This window comes from Mariniplasma anaerobium, assembly GCF_016865445.1.
Classification (GTDB): Bacteria; Bacillota_I; Bacilli_A; order Acholeplasmatales; family Acholeplasmataceae; genus Mariniplasma; species Mariniplasma anaerobium.
On sequence record NZ_AP024412.1, the window covers coordinates 1382982 to 1401550 of the forward strand.

Annotated in this window: 13 protein-coding genes and 1 other annotated feature; of the genes, 2 read left to right on the forward strand and 11 right to left on the reverse strand. The window is 30.4% G+C overall.

The window, feature by feature from the left end:
* Positions 1–8: 8 nt before the first annotated feature.
* The 7 genes from rsgA to MPAN_RS06645 form a co-directional block, all read right to left on the reverse strand.
* Positions 9–965 carry a ribosome small subunit-dependent GTPase A gene (gene rsgA / locus MPAN_RS06615; RefSeq protein ID WP_231756756.1) on the reverse strand — a complete coding sequence of 319 codons (957 nt, stop codon included), beginning with the start codon at positions 963–965 and terminating at the stop codon, positions 9–11.
* A 9-nt stretch (positions 966–974) separates the two neighbouring features.
* The gene (rlmN, locus tag MPAN_RS06620) at positions 975–1991 is read right to left on the reverse strand and encodes a 23S rRNA (adenine(2503)-C(2))-methyltransferase RlmN (RefSeq protein ID WP_176238775.1); all 1017 of its coding nucleotides are present in this window, start codon (positions 1989–1991) and stop codon (positions 975–977) included.
* 66 nt (positions 1992–2057) lie between these two features.
* On the reverse strand, positions 2058–4415 hold the full coding sequence (gene pheT / locus MPAN_RS06625) for a phenylalanine--tRNA ligase subunit beta (RefSeq protein WP_176238774.1): 2358 nt from the start codon (positions 4413–4415) through the stop codon (positions 2058–2060).
* Positions 4412–5431 carry a phenylalanine--tRNA ligase subunit alpha gene (gene pheS / locus MPAN_RS06630; RefSeq protein WP_176238773.1) on the reverse strand — a complete coding sequence of 340 codons (1020 nt, stop codon included), beginning with the start codon at positions 5429–5431 and terminating at the stop codon, positions 4412–4414. Before pheS ends, pheT begins: the two co-directional genes overlap by 4 nt.
* Positions 5432–5475: 44 nt before the next feature.
* Positions 5476–5673: a binding site (T-box leader), on the reverse strand.
* Positions 5674–5679: 6 nt separating this feature from the next.
* Entirely contained in the window at positions 5680–6426 is a 747-nt protein-coding gene (locus tag MPAN_RS06635) for a Bax inhibitor-1/YccA family protein (RefSeq protein ID WP_176238772.1), read from the reverse strand.
* Positions 6427–6468: 42 nt separating this feature from the next.
* The gene (locus tag MPAN_RS06640; protein WP_176238771.1) at positions 6469–10923 is read right to left on the reverse strand and encodes a PolC-type DNA polymerase III; all 4455 of its coding nucleotides are present in this window, start codon (positions 10921–10923) and stop codon (positions 6469–6471) included.
* Positions 10924–11700: a DUF1189 family protein gene (locus MPAN_RS06645; protein ID WP_176238770.1), complete on the reverse strand. Its 777-nt coding sequence runs from the start codon at positions 11698–11700 to the stop codon at positions 10924–10926.
* A 70-nt stretch (positions 11701–11770) separates the two neighbouring features.
* Between MPAN_RS06645 and MPAN_RS06650 the strand changes: the two genes are divergently transcribed.
* Both MPAN_RS06650 and MPAN_RS06655 read left to right on the forward strand, forming a co-directional pair.
* Positions 11771–12715, forward strand: coding sequence for a TIGR01212 family radical SAM protein (locus MPAN_RS06650; protein ID WP_176238769.1), 945 nt, complete (start codon positions 11771–11773; stop codon positions 12713–12715).
* Entirely contained in the window at positions 12693–13250 is a 558-nt protein-coding gene (locus tag MPAN_RS06655) for a tRNA (mnm(5)s(2)U34)-methyltransferase (protein ID WP_176238768.1), read from the forward strand. The genes MPAN_RS06650 and MPAN_RS06655 overlap by 23 nt, the downstream gene beginning before the upstream one ends.
* A 36-nt stretch (positions 13251–13286) precedes the next feature.
* Here MPAN_RS06655 and MPAN_RS06660 read toward each other — a convergent pair whose 3' ends face one another.
* The 4 genes from MPAN_RS06660 to leuS all read right to left on the reverse strand — a co-directional run bounded on the left by MPAN_RS06660 (position 13287) and on the right by leuS (position 18515).
* The gene (locus MPAN_RS06660) at positions 13287–14318 is read right to left on the reverse strand and encodes an anti-sigma-I factor RsgI family protein (protein ID WP_176238767.1); all 1032 of its coding nucleotides are present in this window, start codon (positions 14316–14318) and stop codon (positions 13287–13289) included.
* Positions 14319–14386: 68 nt separating this feature from the next.
* On the reverse strand, positions 14387–15448 hold the full coding sequence (locus tag MPAN_RS06665) for a hypothetical protein (RefSeq protein ID WP_176238766.1): 1062 nt from the start codon (positions 15446–15448) through the stop codon (positions 14387–14389).
* Positions 15441–15965 (reverse strand): RNA polymerase sigma factor, encoded by a 525-nt coding sequence (locus MPAN_RS06670; protein ID WP_176238765.1) that lies wholly within the window; start codon positions 15963–15965, stop codon positions 15441–15443. The genes MPAN_RS06665 and MPAN_RS06670 overlap by 8 nt, the downstream gene beginning before the upstream one ends.
* A gap of 141 nt (positions 15966–16106) precedes the next feature.
* The gene (gene leuS, locus MPAN_RS06675; protein WP_176238764.1) at positions 16107–18515 is read right to left on the reverse strand and encodes a leucine--tRNA ligase; all 2409 of its coding nucleotides are present in this window, start codon (positions 18513–18515) and stop codon (positions 16107–16109) included.
* Between the last annotated feature and the right edge of the window lie 54 nt (positions 18516–18569).

Below are 18569 nucleotides of genomic sequence, written 5' to 3' on the forward strand. Positions count from 1 at the left end.
TCACTTCCTTAATATTTATCTTTTTGTGTCTCTATTTCATGATAAAATTTCTTATAATTTTCATATCTAGATTCTAATATCTCATGGCTTTCAACAGCCTCTTTAACACGACATCCTGGTTCATGGATATGGTTACAATTGCCTTTAAACTTACATGAATTACCATACTCAATAAAATCTGGATAAAAAGTTTTTAAATCTTCTTTATGGAAAATCTGAAACTCTATTTTAGAAAAACCTGGTGTATCAACAATAAACCCTTGATTATATTCATACAACTCAGTATGTCTAGTGGTATGTTTTCCTCGACCTAACGCCTTAGATATTTCTTGTGTTTTTAAGTGCAATTCAGGCATTAAAGCATTTAATAAAGTAGATTTACCAACACCCGTTTGACCAGCTAAAACTGTAATCTTATCTTTAAATATATCAGCTAAAACATCTATGCCGATACGTTGTTTACTATTGACATAATAAATCTTATAGCCCATCGTTTCATAATAGAGCATATCTTTTTTTAATTCATTAAGTTTTTCTTCTTCAATTAAATCTATTTTAGAGATGATTAACACTGGTGTTAATCTCTCTTGATTTAAGATAATTAAAAATTTGTCTAACAAATTAAAACTAAAATCAGGATTCACTGCAGAAAACACCAATAAAACTTGATCAATATTTGCCACATCAGGTCTTATAAGTTCGTTTTTACGAGGTTGAATTTCAGTAATTAAGACTTGATCTTCAGCATCATCATAAATGACACGATCCCCTACTTTTGGACTAATTTGTAAGACTTTCGTCTCTTTTTTAGTTCTTTTCGTAAGTTGCTTATTAAAATCACTGTCTTCATTAACCTTCATGTATCTAAACTTGCCTCTAGCTTGGCATATAATTTCAGCTTTAGTTATATCATCTATAACTGTATATTGATTTGCGATTAGTTTTTTTATAAATCCTTTTTTCAAATGATCCTCCTATATATGTTGACTTCTTAATTGTCCACATGCTGCATTAATATCATGACCTTGTTCTTTTCTTAAAGTCACTTGGATTTTGTTTTGCATTAATATATCATAAAATCTTAATTGTGATTCTCTTTTAGAGCGTTTATATGGGGCTTCTATGACTTCGTTATAAGGAATCAAATTCACATACACATTTAGCCCTCTAAGCCTTTGTACAAGCTCTAAAGCTACTTTTGGCGTGTCATTGATCTCATCGATTAAGATATATTCAATAGTTACTCTTCTATTTGTTACTTTTAAGTAGTATTTGATGGCTTCAATGACTTCTTCAATTGGATATACTTTATTGATTTTCATCAATTTAGTTCTAATTTCATTATTTGGTGCATGTAAGCTGATCGCTAAATTAACTTGCATGTCAAAGTGTGCGTATTCTTTAATTTTATCAACGATACCACTTGTTGATACTGTGATATGTCTTGCCCCTATGGATAAGCCTTTTGGATCATTGATTGTTTTTAAGAATTTAAGTAAATTCTCATAATTATCAAATGGTTCACCAATACCCATAACAACAACGTAATTGATACGTTCTTTTAATAAAAGTTCTGTTTGTATAATTTGTGCAATAATCTCACCTGATGTTAAATCTCTTTTCTTCTTTAATTGTCCTGAAGCACAAAAAGAACATCCAATATTGCACCCAACTTGTGTCGTTACACAAATGCTGTTTCCATAATGTTGTTTGATTAAAACTGATTCAATTAAATGACCATCATGCAAGCTAAATAAACATTTTAATGTGCCGTCATTGCTTTCATGCTTTAAAACAAGTTCTAAAGCTTTTAAAGTAAAGTTTTGGCTTAAAAATTCTATCAATGCTTTAGGCATATTATTCATTTCATTGAAATCTTGTATTTTTTGGATATAAAGCCAATGCCAGAGCTGTTCAGCTCTGTATTTTTTATAGCCATTTTCTTTTAAATATTCTATTAAATCTGCTTTCTCTAAATCATAAATTAACATGTTATCACCTACTATGTATTATACACGATTTTTGTTTAAACAAGAAAAAAACCTGAAGATTCAGGTTTATTTTCTAACCTCTGCTTGATACTCATAGCTCAAGCGAGATGTTATCTTTTTCATCATCTTATCAACTTCTTCAGTCTCTAGTGTTTTAGATACATCATTAAACACTAAACTAAATGCAATTGATTTCTTACCTTCTTGGATATGTGAACCTTCATAAACATCAAAAACGTGAATCGATGTTAACTGTTTTTTAACTGTTTGTGCAATTAAATCTTTTAGTGCTTGAGCACTTACTTTTTGGTCAACGACAATAGCTAAATCTCTTGATATATTAGGATATTTAGAAATCGCTTGAAATTCTACAGTTGTATCAACAGCTAAGATATCTTCGAAATCTACTTCTAAAATATATGTTTGATTCATGTCTAATGCTTTTTGTTCATTTGGATGAACTTGACCAATATAGCCTATCACTTGATCATTTAAAACAATGTCCGCTTGACGATACGGATGAAGCTTATCATGACTGGATGAGGCAACATATTTAAGATCAACACCTATTTGTTGAGTTAGTTTATCTAAGATGCCTTTTAGAACATAAAAATCAGTTTTAATACCTTCTTTTTGCCAGAAAGATTTATGCCATTGCCCACTCATAGCTATACCTAAATGTGTTTTTTCAATACCTTTCGCAAACACATGACCGATTTCATATACATTAACAGCTTCTTGTTGTCTTTTTTGATTATAACTAATTGTTTGTAATAGACCATGTGCTAAACTTTGTCTTAGTGTTTTTTTATCTTCTGATAAAGGCATTAAGACAGACACTGGATCTCCAATATGAAGATATCTATAAACATCTTTTTCTTCAACTAAAGTATAAGAAATAATTTCATTAAGTCCCATATCTGCTAATTCATGTCTAAATGATCGGGTTAGTTTTTGTTTTGGTGTTAAATACCCATTGGTTTGACTTAAATGCTTAAGTGTAGGAATTTGATTTAATCCATACATTCTTGATACTTCTTCTAAGATATCTGCATCAATTTCTAAATCTAGACGATATGTTGGAGGTGTAATGATATAGTTATTATCTTGTACTAAAACTTCATAATTATAGTTCTTGAAGTATGTAAGTAATTCTTTTTCTTTAATCTCAATGCCTAAAGATTCATTAAAATAGTTTTTATCTACTTTTATTTCAGGTCTATTTTGTTTTTTAGATATAACTTCTACGATACCTTTAGATACTTTAGCATCTGCAAGTTCTATTAAAAGTTCACTTGCTCTCTCTAGCCCTAAAAGCACTCTATTTTCATCAATGCCTCTTTCAAATCGAAGTGATGCATCACTCTTTAAATTTAATCTTTTAGATGTTTTAGCAATTCTTTTTGGATCAAAAAGCGCAGCTTCTAAAATTACACGTGTCGTGTTGTTATCAATCATAGAATTTTCTAATCCCATGACCCCACCAATCGCGATAACTTCTGATCCATTTGTAATGACAACGTCATCACTATTTAAGACTCTTTTAACCTCATCTAGTGTTACAACATTTTCTTTATGTTTAGCGTCTCTAACGACGATATGATCGGTTTTAACTTTATCTTGGTCAAACATATGAAGTGGTGTTCCATACTCAATTAATACATAATTTGAAATATCTACTACATTATTAATCGGTTTGATATCGTGTGCTAATAATGCACTTTTTAACCACCATGGTGATTCTTTAATCTTCAGGTCACTAAATTCTCTTGCATAATATCTTAAGCAACCTTTGGATTTGATTTCTACTTTAACTTTATTTTCTTTATTTATTTCTTTGATATTAAATGTAGGTATCTTTACACTTTGATTTGTTAGTGATCCAAGATCTAGGGCAAAGCCTAAGACAGACAATAAATCACCACGATTAGGTGTTAAACCAAGTGTCATAGTCCAACCTTCTAAACTAAGTGCTTCTAGTGCCGGTGATCCTATTTCTTTAGGTTGGTTAAAATTATAAATACCATCACTAAAATCATCAGGAATAAGTGATTCATCAATACCTAATTCTTTTAAAGAACAAATCATCCCAGCAGATTCTTGACCTCTAATGACTGATTTCTTAATTTTAAAATCACCTGGAAGGACACTTCCAACTTGTGCAACGATAACGTATTGATCTTTTGCGACATTAGGCGCTCCACAAACGATATTTTCTATTCTATCGCCTAAATCTACTGTTGTTATATTTAGATGATCAGAGTTTGGATGAGCTTGGCAAGTTAAGACTTTTCCTACAACTAAATTGGTAGATGAATTTAAAGCTTCAAAACTTTCAACTTCGATAATCTTTTGATTGGTTACTTCAAGTATATTTTCTGGAATATTTATCCATTTTTTAAGCATATTTTGTGTAATAATCATTTCTTGTCAACCCCTTTAAACTGATTTAAAAATCTTAAATCATTCATATAAAAATGTCTGATATCATCAATGTTGTATTTTAAAATCGCAATTCTTTCAACACCGATTCCAAAAGCATATCCTTTATATACTTTTGGATCATATCCACCCATTTTTAGCACATTAGGATGAACTAATCCTGCACCTAATACTTCGATATAGCCTTTAGTTCCATCTTTTTTCGTATATGAAACATCAACTTCTACACTTGGTTCAGTAAACGGAAAGTATGATGGTCTTAATCGAATATCACGATCACTACCAAATAAGTGTTTGATCATGGTTAAAAGCGCATCTTTTAAATGAGCAAATGTAATGTTTTTATCAATGACTAATCCTTCAATTTGCATAAATTGATGTGAATGTGTTGGATCGTCATCATCTCTTCTATAAACCTTACCTGGACAGATAATAGATAAAGGTTGGCCTTTCATCTTTAGCATTGTTCTGGCTTGTACAGGTGAAGTGTGAGTTCTAAGTAACATTTCATCATCAATAAAAAATGTGTCTTGCATATCTCTAGCAGGATGGTCTTTATCAAGATTCATCATCTCAAAATTGTATAGATCATTTTCTAATTCTGGACCATCTTCAACTGTGTAACCCATACCTACAAATAAATCTTCGACATCTTCAATGACTTGGTTTAATGGATGCGTTGTTCCTTGATAAAATTTATATCCATCAAGTGATGGATCGATATGTTCATTTTGCAATGTTTCAAGTAAAGCTATTTCTTCTAAGCTTTGTTTTTTAGCAAAAATTGCTTGTTCAACATTTTGCTTAACTTGATTAACCATTTGTCCAAAAGCAGGTCTTTGATCATTTGGAAGATCTCTAAGTTTGCCCATCATCAAGGATACATGGCCTTTTTTAGATAAATATTCAACTCTTATTTCTTCGAGTTCTGTTAAGGTTTTTATGTCTTTAATTTTCTCTAATGCTTCTTGTTGTAATGTGTTTAATACTTCATTCATTTCTACATCTCTCCTTATATTAAAATAAAAGTCCCTAGACATAGTCTAAGGACGAAAATTCGCGGTACCACCTTAGTTCTAGGGATATCCCTAGCACTTTATATCTTTAACGCAGACTAAACGGATGTGATTAGCATCTTTCAAGAATGAATTCATAAGATTAGTATTTACATAGATTCCACCAGCCTATGCTCTCTAAAAATAACTTATATCTTATTACTATGTTCTATCAAAAATTTTTTATTTAATTAATTTCTACGTGAAGCTAATATTGCTAAGAATCTTAATAATTCAATATAAATCCAAACGATTGTTACCATTAAACCAATAGCAACTACCCATTCATATTGTTTTGATGCGCCACCTTCAACAATTGTTTCAGCTCGATCAAAATCAAGGGTTAACATTAATGCTCCAAAGATAACAAGCGCACCTGTAATGATTAAAGCAATTGAACCATTTAATTGAACATTAGCTACTAAACTTGGTGATACCCATGAGAATATCCCAAATAATATTGCAAGAATTAATATACTAAATAATGCAGTATACATGATTTTTCTAAATCTTGATGTTACTCTGATTGTTCTACTAGAATATAAGAATAACATAACTGCAAATATTGTTGCAGTAGCTACTACAGCTGTAATTGCAACACCAGGATACATGCCTTCAATAATCGCTGTTAAAAAACCTAATAATACGCCTTCAGATAATGCATAAACAATTGAAAACGGCATTGCAAGTCTTGGACTAAATGATGCGACCATAACTGAAATAAATGCTATAATCATTGATCCAATTAATAATCCAATAAATGACCCTGAATTGATATATCCTTCTGATGCCATGAAAATCACTGTAAATCCACTACCTATAGCTAATATAAGTAATAATAATGTCTTTAAAGTAATGCCACCATATGTTGCCTCAGTGGTCCCTACGTAAGCTTCATCTCTTTGTATTTTACTAAAAACTGGGTTGGAACTTCTCATCGCTTTCACTCCTTTATATGAGATATTATATCTCTTTATTTTTTAAAGTGCAAATAAACCCGATTCAATCACACGATTTTCCGAAATTAAGTCTTTAAATGCACCATAAGATTCCATCTTTTCAAACACTGTTTTATTAATTTTAGTTCTATTCTTAACATCATCTTTTGAAGTGAATGCTTTTTGCGTTCTTTTTGCGACAATGTCAAATGCAACTTGTTCTCCTAATCCATCAATAGAGTTGAAAGGCATTCTTAATCCCTTATCTTCCATTGTGAATGTTGTAGCTTCTGATAAATGAATGTTTACTGGTAAAAATGAAAATCCTCTTTTTGTCATTTCAAGTCCAGCACCTAATGTAACTAGTAAAGATTCATCTTTAGCTTTTAAATTGTATTGTGCTTGTAATTCGTTTAATTTATTGTATAAAGCATTTGGTCCTGCGACCATCATCTCATAGTCAAACTGTGTTGCTCTTTTTGAAAAGAACCCAGAATAGAACAATAAAGGTTTATGAACTTTAAACCATGCAATACGCATAGCCATAATCACATAAGCTGCAGCATGCGCTTTTGGAAACATATATTTAATCTGGCTTGCAGACCATATATACCATTCGGGAACATTATGAGTTCTCATTTCTTGCTCATAAGTAAGCCATTTAGCTGGATCTTTACTTGGTTTTCCTTTTCTGACAAATTCCATAATTTCAAATGCTTTTATTGGAAGCAATCCAAAATCTGAAAGTTGAACCATAATATCATCTCTACACCCAATGATATCTTCAAAAGAAATTTTTCCGTATTCTGTTTTATTATTTATTAATGCTTGTGCATTTTTAAGCCAAACATCTGTTCCATGTGATAAACCTGATATTTTAACTAAACCTGCAAAGGTATTTGGTTTTGTATCCACAAGCATTTGTCTTGTAAATGCTGTTCCAAATTCTGGAATTGCATAAGATGCAACATCACTTTTAATTTCAATAGGTTTGACACCAATAACATCTGTTCCTGAAAATAGACGATAAACATTAGGATCATCAAGAGGAATATTTTGAGCTTTAGCAAACGGGAATTCATCTGGATGCTCACCTACATAATCCATCAAGAATTTAATCATGGTTGGATCATCATGTCCTAAAATATCTAGTTTTAGTAAATTATCTTCAAATGAGTGATAATCAAAATGTGTTGTTTTCCATTCACTTGTTGTATCATCTGCTGGATATTGAATTGGTGTGACATCATAAATCGTTTTTGATTTAGGAACGACAACAATTCCGCCAGGATGTTGACCTGTAGAACGTTTAACACCTTCTATTTTTTTAGCTAATCTTTCGATTTGCGCATTTCTTTTTTCTAATTTTTTATCTTCTAAATATCCTTTAACATATCCAAAAGCATTTCTTTCTGCAACTGTTTGAATCGTTCCTGCTCTAAAGGTATGATCTGCTCCAATAAGTTCTCTAACATATGAATGAGCTTTTGATTGATAATCTCCCGAAAAGTTAAGGTCGATATCAGGCACTTTTTCACCTTCAAAACCTAAGAAGGTTTCAAAAGGAATATCATGACCGTCTTTAACTAGTTTTGCTCCACATTTTGGGCAAACATGAGTTGGAAGATCATATCCACATTGAATCTTATGGAAATATCCTTGAAATTCTTTTTCTTCTGGTGTTAATCCATATTCTAATTTTTCTTCATCTGTTAAATGAAAAACTGTGAAATCTCCATTTGGACATCGATAATGAGGTTTTAATGGATTAACTTCAGTTATATCTAGGAGTGTTGCGGCCAGTGATGAGCCAACAGAGCCTCTAGAACCTACCAAATATCCGTCTTCTAGCGATTTTTTCACTAACAAGTGTGATATATAGTAATTGGCTGCAAACCCGTTACCAATGATGCTGCTTAGTTCTTTTTGAACTCTTTTTACTACAATTGGATGAGGATGTTCTCCATATAAATGCCCCATCTTATCATAAACCAATCTTTTGACTTCATCAGAAATAGACTCTATTCCTAATTGTTCAACAAATGCATCATCAGGTAGTGCATATAATTCATTGGTAAATGCTGTAATATGTTCAATTTTATCATTTAAGATATGTGTGTTTTTTACAACAATCTCAAAAGCTAGATCTTGATCTAAGAATTTAAATGATTTTAGCATTTCATCTGTTGTTAAAAAATATTGTTCAGGCATTACATTATATCTGTTTAATTGATGAATACCCCCACCTACAAGTGGTGTTCTAATATACATTTCTCTATATAAAACATCTTTTTTATCTAAATAATGAACATCGCCTGTTGCAATAACAATCTTGTTCTTCTCTTTAGCAAATTTTATTATTTTTGTAATAACTGCTTCTATAATCTCATCAGCATATTGTCCTAAGCCTTCTTTTAAGTGATTATATGCTTGTGGTGGTTGAACTTCTATATAGTCATAGAATTCGATAGCTTTTTTTAAAGCCTCGTCTCCTCTATTTAATGCTATTTCAAAAACGTCACCATTAGCGCATCCACTACCAACTAAAAGACCTGCTCTATTTTTTTCTAAAACGGATTTTAAAGTTCTTGGTCCACCATAGAAATGATCAGTTAATGCATCACTTATAATCTTAAATAAATTTTTATAGCCTTCTTGTGTTTGAGTTAACACATTTAAATGATAAGGCATGACATGTTTCCATGCTTCACTTGGATCAATTGCTTCATTGATTTGATGATAAGATCTAATATCTTTAGATCCTAAATCTTGTAACATAGATTGCCAAATCTGTGCAGTGACATATGCATCATCGTCAGCTCTATGATGATTTTCTTGTTTAACTTTGAATAATTTAGCAACTGCTTTTAGGTTGAATCTCTTTAGTCTATCTGAATAAAAATATCTAGCAAGACTTAATGTATCAATCACGAGTTCTTCTTCAAATTCGAGATCTAATTTTTTTGCATTTTCTCTTATGTGACCAACATCAAACATTGCATTATGAGCAACTAATATACTGCCCTTACAAAATTCTAAAAATCCCGGAAGAACATCTTCAATTGGTGATGCATCTTGTAACATCTCATCAGTAATACTTGTAAGATGTGTCGTAAAATCTGATAAAAATTCATTTGGATTAACAAATCTTTGATATTTTTCTATGACAGAGGTCGCAGTTACTTTAACAGCACCTATTTCTATGATTTTATCTCTTGTTGCTGATAAGCCTGTTGTTTCTATATCAAAGACAACATATGTTTGATCTTTTAAAGGTAGATCTTTAGATGAATCAGATGTAATCTTAAATCCTTTTTCATCTACAAAATCTAATTCAACACCATATATTGGTTTTATTTTTTTATTTTTTGTTTGTTTATATATATCTGGATAAGCATAAAGTGCATTATGATCTGTAAATGCTATAGCATCATGACCCCATTTTACTGCTTGATCGATGTATTGACTTACGTCTCCTATACCATCCATGTTACTCATCTTGGTATGTGTATGAAACTCTATACGTTTGTCTTTCGCTTTATCTTGACGCTCTAACTTTTTAGTTTTTTCTAAAAAGTGTATAGCATTTGCAAATACAACAACATCTTTTTGATATGTATCAAATTGCGCTCTACCTTCTACTTGTACAGCATCTCCATCATGAAGTGACTCAGCAAGAGCAATATCTTTTTTACTTCTTATGAAATTTTTGACATGAATTGCGTCATCATCATCAAAAAGCACAAAACTAAGAAGTTTTGTATTTGTAAGTTGTCTTACTTCTAATTTAGATATATTTCCTTCAATTAAAAAGTTAGTATCACCTTTTTGGTTTTTATATTGATCAAGGCGATATAAATCCATTGGGATTTCACTAATCGCAATCGCTTTAGGACTACTTTTTTTAGTAAAAGTTTTTTTAACAGGTTGACTTGCTTGTTGAACATATTGTTCTCTTTGCTTAATAACTTTTTCTTGAGCCTTAATTGATTTAGAAATCATAACTTTAGTTGGTTCTAAAGCTTCTGATATTTTATAATTAATTTTTAAATCAAATCCTAAAGGTTTTAAAAGTTTATTAATTTCTCTAAAGTATGATTTTACATATGTGCTATCCTTATCAATCAGCACTAATACTTCATCTTTCTCAAAAATAGTTTTAAAATTTTTTAAAACTAAAAAGCTTGCTTTATCTTTCGATAATTCAATGACTGCATAATCAAAATATTTACAAGCAAGTTCATTTAATTTACTTGTGTCTTTATATGAAATATTTACATCAATTTTAGAGACCACTTTTGGCACTCTAAAATAACTTCTTAATTGTTCAACAAATGGCAATAAAACTTCAGGATCAACCATATCGGTTAATAAAAAATCAAATGTCCACTTCTTTGTTTTCTCATCGACTAAGACGTACTCTAATTGGGCATTATTGAGGATTGAAGATGCAAATTTAGATTGTTCTAGAAATAATTGAAATTTATCTTTTTTCACTCAAATAACTCCCTTCGGTATAATTTTAATGCTACGATAGGTCCACAAATGATAAATATAAACAGCAATTAATGCTATAAAGTTTAAATAAGTCGCACTAAATAATACTAAAATCAATTGTATAACTCCGTACACAGTTGTTAAGTATAGTGAGAGTTTAAATCTTAATGAAAATGGCATTGGTATTCTATTAATAAAGAAAACCATTAATACCGCCATTAATAATGCTATAAATATATAATCAAATAATGTTAAAAAATAAGTTGCAAATATCTCTGCAGTAACTATAAATGACTGTGATTCATACATTTGCTTTATGGCAACACTTAATCTTGTAATGTCTTGATTATCAGTTGAACTAAAATCATAGTCTTCAAGATTTAAACTTTGATAGCTTGCTCGATCTATTTCTATATCAACTACATAAATAGCTAAATCATTTTCTTCAAAAACAAAATTAACTGAGTTATTACTAAACTCATTATCACCTAAATAAACATTAAAATACGCAAAAGAAAATGAACCAGCAGCTTCATAGCTTAAAGTTCCATCTATAATTTGTGCGTTTTCTATGATGAAATCAGATTTAAGTGTTGTTTGCATATCTTGATATCTTTGAATATCCATTGTTGGATTAATTGATGATTTGATTATTGTTGGTACTATAATTAAAAACGTCACAAAAATAACGTAGAAAATAACCTTAAACCACGAATCTCTTATAAAAAAAATCGTTAAAGGTGGCTTAGATAAACTTGTCATAAATTTCTTGATCATATCTCTAACTCCTTTTCATATTATTATATCATATTTAAGCTTTTATGATAAAATGAATTTGGTGAAAAATATGAATTTAATGAATCATGAGAAGCATTACAATACACTAAATAATTATTATAAAAACAAATACCACAAAAAAGTCTATAAAATAGCACTTAATGGTGGCTTTACGTGTCCAAACATCGATGGAACGGTTGCAACCGGTGGTTGTACATTTTGTTCTTTTATGGGTAGTGGAGATTTTGCTGGTAATAAAAAAGAAAGTTTAAAACTACAATTTGATCATATCAAAGATATGATGCAACTAAAATGGAAAGATGGCTATTATATCGCATATTTTCAAGCTAACACCAATACACATGCTCCCCTAGATAGACTTAAAGAGCTCTATGAAGAAGCCATTACACTTGATCCTAATATCGTCATGATATCCATTGGAACCCGTCCAGATTGCCTTCCTGATGATGTCTTAAACTATTTAGAAGACTTAAATAAAAGAATGCCAGTTCAAATCGAATTAGGCTTACAATCCATTCATGAAAAAACATCGATATTAATAAATAGAGCCCATGATTTACAATGCTTTGATGATGCAGTAAAAAAATTAAGAAAAAGAAATATCGAAGTCGTTGTGCATATCATTAACGGACTCCCTTTTGAAACAAAAGAGATGATGATAGAAACCATTAAACATGTGAATACTTTGGATATTCAAGGTATTAAAATACATATGCTCCACATCATGGAAAAAACTAAAATGGGTTATGATTATAAAAAAGAACCATGGGACATTCTTAGCTTAACTTCTTATGTTGATATCACTGTAGATCAAATTTTATGGTTAAGAAAAGATATCATTATCCATAGATTAACTGGAGATTCACCAACATCTATGTTAATTGCTCCTACATGGACTAAGAAAAAATTTGTTGTTACAAACGAAATTGATAAAAAAATGAGAGCATTAAATCTATTTCAAGGAGATTATTATGAGAGATCATCAATTACTTGATATTGCACACGTCTATATGAAACACTATATTACAGATCAAGATATAGTCATAGATATGACAATGGGAAATGGATATGATACTTTGTTCTTAGCGGGTATCTCTAAATTTGTTTACGCATTTGATATTCAAGAAATTGCTCTAGAGCATACTAAAAAAAGAATGGAAGAAAGCGGATTACAAAATTATAAGCTTATATTAGCCAATCATAACAATGTATTAACTCATGTTAAAGCATTTAAATACGTTGTTTATAATCTAGGATATCTGCCTAATGGCAACAAAGAGATTACAACTAAAAAAAATACGACAGTCAAATCCTTAACTAAAGTATTAAAGCATTTACAAGACAATGGTATGGTCTTTATGGTAGTTTATAAAGGGCATAACGAAGGTTATGAAGAAAGTAAAGCGATTCATTTATTCCTTTCAACACTTGATCAAAATCAATATAAGGTATTAAAAACATATCTTCCTTATCAAGAGAATAGACCCCCTTATCTGCTTTGTATATACAAAAAAGAACTTACTCCTTAGAGATAAGTTCTTTTTATTAATTAATCATAAAGGGGATTATGATTTGTTACTAGATGTTGATCCATTATCGTTTGCATTGCCTTGAAATTCATCGACACGGTCTTGCATACGATCACAACGGTCTTCCATTTCTTGTTGGAATTGGTTTACTTGTTCTTGATGTTGTTCTCTTCTTTGTTGTCTTTCTTGAGCAAATTGATTTTGATAGACACTTCTTTCTGCTTGAAATTGTTCTCTTAAGGCTGCAACTTCACCATGAAATTCATCTTGTAATGCTACGAGTTGAGCATTTAAGTCATCTAATGTTGCTAAAAGTTCTGTTTGATCTTCAGTTTCTTCTAATGCTGCTATTTGTTCTTCAACAACTACTATTTGAGCTTCTAAGCTTTGAATTTGTGGAAGATAATATTCAAATTTTGCATCTCTGTCTTCGAAAAATTGATTTCTTAGTTCTAATACTAATCCTTGATTTTCAGCTCTTGCTAATTCAATAATTGCAAATACTTCTTCATCTGTTAATAAAACTGCTTGTTCTAATGTATAATCATCACTTAGTTCAACAACTTTATAAGCTAAGAATAGAAATTCTGGTGTTACACCAAAACTTGCTGCTTCATCAATAAATGCTTGGTCAAAAGTCTTTTCTTGAGATCTACCTAACATACCTCTTGATTCAAATGCGTTATTGATATGTTCTTTAACACTTGCTTTAATACGTTCTTGTAGAGCTTCATCACATGAAATAGCTGAAACTGAAACATATGTTTCTACATCTTCATCAACTGAAATATATCCTAGTTCAATTGAGGTTGCTATAATTAAGTCTACAGCTTCGTCTAAATCCATCCCGATTAAGTCAAGTCCAGAAAGTAATACTTCTGCATCTTCATTTAAAGCGTTAGCTTCAATTACTTTATCGTTAGATGAAACAATTAATTCAACACTTGGATTAATATCTATAGTTACATAAGTGGTTTCTGCTGCCTCTAGTGTTGCTTCACATCCCATAATGGTTGCCACAACCGCGAATAATACAATAAAACTTAATACAAATTTAATTTTTTTCATTTTTTAATTCCTCCTTGTTCACTCTATATACAAGTGAGACTGAACTTTTATTGGCTTTTTTTACTTTTTTAATTATTTTGTTGTCCTTTTCCATGATTTGGCATACTTGGTCTTTCTTTTTCCATCATGAAAGATTCTCTATTATCTGGATTAATATTTAAAATATATCCTTTTTGATCATCATCAGATAAACCAAATTCAATAGATCCACTATCACTTGTGCCAATACTATAATTAACTTTCATTCCTTTAGTATTATCACTTGTTTCAATTTCAAATTGATATGTACCCTTAGTTTGACCTTTCATATAGCTCAAAGTTGCAGATTCATAATCATCATATTCTATTGCTACTTCTTGATCTAATACATTATTTTTATATACCATTATAGATAATTTTTGGTTTTGATTTTCGACTTGGTAATTAACATCAATATAATTTTGTTCACTATGTTGATATGTTAATGTATATTGTTTTTCATCAAATGAACCTTCTATTGCTATTTGATAATCATTATCTCCATATTTTAATAATCCTTCAACTTGATATGTGTTCTTGTTCAAATTGATGCCTTCATTATAGTATAATTGATAAATCATTTCTTCATCAGAAAGATTATTAAGTTTATAAGTTATCATTTTTTCATAGCCATCAATATCTGATTTTTCGATTTCTTTTTGATAATCATCACCGTTGTTTAATAAAACTTCCATAAACTTAGCATATGATACGACATCATCGATTTGACCTTCTATTAAATCATCAGTTTGTTCATCTGCTAATAGTATCGTATAACTATCATCTAAAGCTAACACTTCTGTTTGTTCAATATAATTTACAGTTGCGATTGTTGATAATACAACTGAATCACTAAAATTTGAATCAGCAAATAAATCAACGTTATTTGATCTTACAACTGAGAAAGCTAAAAATAATATTAACAATCCAAATACTGTAGTAAGTGATGCATAAAGTGGTTTAAATCTATTTGTCTTTTTAATAATTGAAACTTCTTGCTTTACAAATACATTTTGATTTTCAACTTTTTCTATGATTTGAGCAGAAAAATTAGGTATTTGTTTTTCATCTGCTTTAGTTTTAATGAGTGTGATTAGATTTTTTTTATTCATATGAAACACCTACTTTCTCTTTTAATATCGTTATTGCTTTATTATATATCCATAAAACTGTTCCTAATGGTTTATCCATAATATCTGCTACTTCTCGAAATTTAAAATTGTTAATGACGTGTAATACGACAACTTCTCTTTGATCTTGATTTAAATAATTAAGAATTTTCAAGATATCAAGTTCTGCTTCTTGATTAACACCTTCAGTTGATACCATATTTTCTAATAGGATATCAGAATGAATTTCTTTTTTATACTTGTTATAATAATTTATACTTAAATTTCTTCCGATTCTCGAAAGATACGCAAATACATTTGATCCCATCTTGAATTGATCAATTTTATTTAAAAAATTCATGTACGTGTCTTGCAATAAATCTGCTGCAATCTCATCATCTTTAACAATAGATATAATTGCAAAGTAAACTTTTCTATTCGTAAGCGTATAAAATTCATCAAATCCTTGATAATCTTTTTCTTTAAATGCATGAATGAATGTATCCATATTGTGATCCATAATTATCCCCTTACACTGTATATACAAACAACGACTCAATTTTATTGGTGTTTTTGCTAACTTTATTTTATCACTTGTTTGCCTTAAAGGTAAAAAAAGAACATACAAAACAAAAAAAGATGCTCAAATGAGCACCTTTATCTAGTTTGCAACAATATTTACTAGTTTTCCTTTGATGACTATTACTTTTCTAATGGTAAGACCTTCTAAATGTCTCACAACATTTTCTTCAGCCAAAGCTTTTGCTTTAAGTTCTTCTTGTGTGATTTTTCTACTATCAATAAATTTAGCTCTTAGTTTACCATTGATTTGAACAACAAATTCTATTTCATCAACAACCAAATATGATTCTTTATAAGTTGGCCAATCTGAATATATCAATTGTTCATTTTGTTTTAATATACTTTGATTAATCTCTTCTGTTAAATGAGGTGCAATTGGATTCAGTAATTTAATAAAACCTCTTGCTTGCTCTTTAGAAATCTTTTGTACTTTATAAACTTCATTCACAAAGATCATCATTTGACTAATTGCGGTATTAAATGCTAGTTTTTCATAATCATCAGTTACCTTTTTAACGCTTTGATGATATATAGTTCTTAATTCTAATACTTCATCAGAGACAATATCAAATTCAAACATGCGCCAAACTCTATCTAAAAATTTCTTTGCGCCATTTAAACTTTCTGTTGACCATGGTTTCTCAGATTCTAAAGGGCCCATAAACATTTCATATAAACGAAGTGCATCAGCTCCATGTGATTCAATGATATCATCAGGATTAATAACATTTCCTTTAGATTTACTCATTTTAGAATGGTCATCGCCTAATATCATACCTTGATTGAACAATTTCTTAAATGGTTCTTTATGTGAAACAAGTCCTAAATCATATAAAAATTTAGTCCAAAAACGTGCATATAATAAATGTCCAACCGCATGTTCAGTCCCACCTACATATAAATCTACTGGTAACCATTTATCCAACAAGACTTTAGCTTCATCAGAATCTAGGGGAACCATTGATAAATGATTTTTTAAGATATAGCCCATAAAATACCATGAACTACCTGCTAATTGTGGCATTGTATTGGTATCTCTTCTACCATTTATTCCATCATATTTAATATGTAGCCAATCATAAGCATTAGCAAGAGGCGATTCTCCAGTACCACTAGGTCTAATATTTTTTAATATCGGTAATTCAAGTGGAAGATCCTCATCGTTTAAAAGGTGAATGCCTTCTTCTTCATCAAAAATAACTGGAAATGGTTCTCCCCAATATCTTTGTCTTGAAAATACCCAGTCTCTTAAGCGATAAGTTGAATGTAGATAACCTTGTTTTGTTTTTTCAAGATATTCTACAATCTTATATTTAGCATCTTCATTATTAAGGCCATCAATGATGCCACTGTTAAAATGAATACCATCACCTGTGTATGCACCTTCTGCATCTCCACGAACAACTTCAATAATGTCTAATCCAAATTTTTGAGCAAATTCGAAATCTCTTTCATCATGTGCCGGTACAGCCATAACTGCGCCTGTTCCATATTGTGGAAGTACATAATCAGAAATCCAAATAGGAACTTTTCTTTGATTTAACGGATTAATCGCATAAGCACCTGTAAAGACGCCTGTTTTTGATTTATCCATTGAACGATCAATTTCTGTTTTTTGTTTAGTTATATTAATATATTCTTTAACTGACTTTATTTCATCTTCACTTGTTATTTCTAATACAAGTGGATGTTCTGGTGCAAGCACACAATAAGTTGCGCCATATATAGTATCTGGTCTTGTAGTGAATACTTCAAATGCTTGATCAGATTGATCAACTTTAAAAGTCATCATGGATCCATCAGATTTGCCAATCCAGTTTCTTTGCATCTCTTTTAGATGTTCTGGCCAATCCAACATATCTAAATCTTCTAATAAACGATCTGCATATTCTGTAATTCTTAAAACCCATTGTCTCATCGCTTTTTTAGCTACAGGATATCCGCCTCTTTCAGAAACCATTTTCCCATCGACAAGTTCAATCTCATCATTTGCTAAAACAGTACCTAATCCTTCACACCAATTGACTTCAACATCTTTTAGTACAGCTAATCCTTTTTCATACATCTTTTTAAATATCCATTGAGTCCACTTAAAGTAACCAGGATCTGCAGTCGCAAATTCTCTATCCCAATCAATACCTTTACCTGCTTCAATGATTTGACGTTTAAAATTACCTATATTTTGATATGTAAATTCTCTAGGATCTTTACCGGTTGATAATGCATATTGTTCAGCTGGAAGCCCAAAAGCATCCCAACCCATAGGATGTAAGACGTTATATCCTTGCATACGTTTAAAACGACTGATGATATCAGTTGCTGTATATCCTTCAATATGTCCAACATGAAGGCCGTTTGCGCTTGGATATGGAAACATATCTAAAACATAGTACTTTTCCTTAAAACGATCTTCTTGTGTTTTAAAGAGTTTATTTTCATGCCAGTAATCCTGCCATTTCTTTTCTTTTTCTTTATAATCATAATACATATGTCGATACCTCTTTCACTTACATCTATTATAACTAAAAACCGTAATTTTTCC

Excerpts from the sequence above, each read along its gene's own strand:
- MPAN_RS06650 (WP_176238769.1), top strand. The coding sequence starts at position 11,771 with ATGAATTTAATGAATCATGAGAAGCATTACAATACACTAAATAATTAT.
- pheT (WP_176238774.1), bottom strand. The coding sequence starts at position 4,415 with ATGATTATTACACAAAATATGCTTAAAAAATGGATAAATATTCCAGAA.
- pheS (WP_176238773.1), bottom strand. The coding sequence starts at position 5,431 with ATGAATGAAGTATTAAACACATTACAACAAGAAGCATTAGAGAAAATT.
- MPAN_RS06635 (WP_176238772.1), bottom strand. The coding sequence starts at position 6,426 with ATGAGAAGTTCCAACCCAGTTTTTAGTAAAATACAAAGAGATGAAGCT.
- MPAN_RS06645 (WP_176238770.1), bottom strand. The coding sequence starts at position 11,700 with ATGATCAAGAAATTTATGACAAGTTTATCTAAGCCACCTTTAACGATT.
- rlmN (WP_176238775.1), bottom strand. The coding sequence starts at position 1,991 with ATGTTAATTTATGATTTAGAGAAAGCAGATTTAATAGAATATTTAAAA.
- leuS (WP_176238764.1), bottom strand. The coding sequence starts at position 18,515 with ATGTATTATGATTATAAAGAAAAAGAAAAGAAATGGCAGGATTACTGG.
- MPAN_RS06670 (WP_176238765.1), bottom strand. The coding sequence starts at position 15,965 with ATGGATCACAATATGGATACATTCATTCATGCATTTAAAGAAAAAGAT.
- MPAN_RS06665 (WP_176238766.1), bottom strand. The coding sequence starts at position 15,448 with ATGAATAAAAAAAATCTAATCACACTCATTAAAACTAAAGCAGATGAA.
- MPAN_RS06655 (WP_176238768.1), top strand. The coding sequence starts at position 12,693 with ATGAGAGATCATCAATTACTTGATATTGCACACGTCTATATGAAACAC.
- MPAN_RS06660 (WP_176238767.1), bottom strand. The coding sequence starts at position 14,318 with ATGAAAAAAATTAAATTTGTATTAAGTTTTATTGTATTATTCGCGGTT.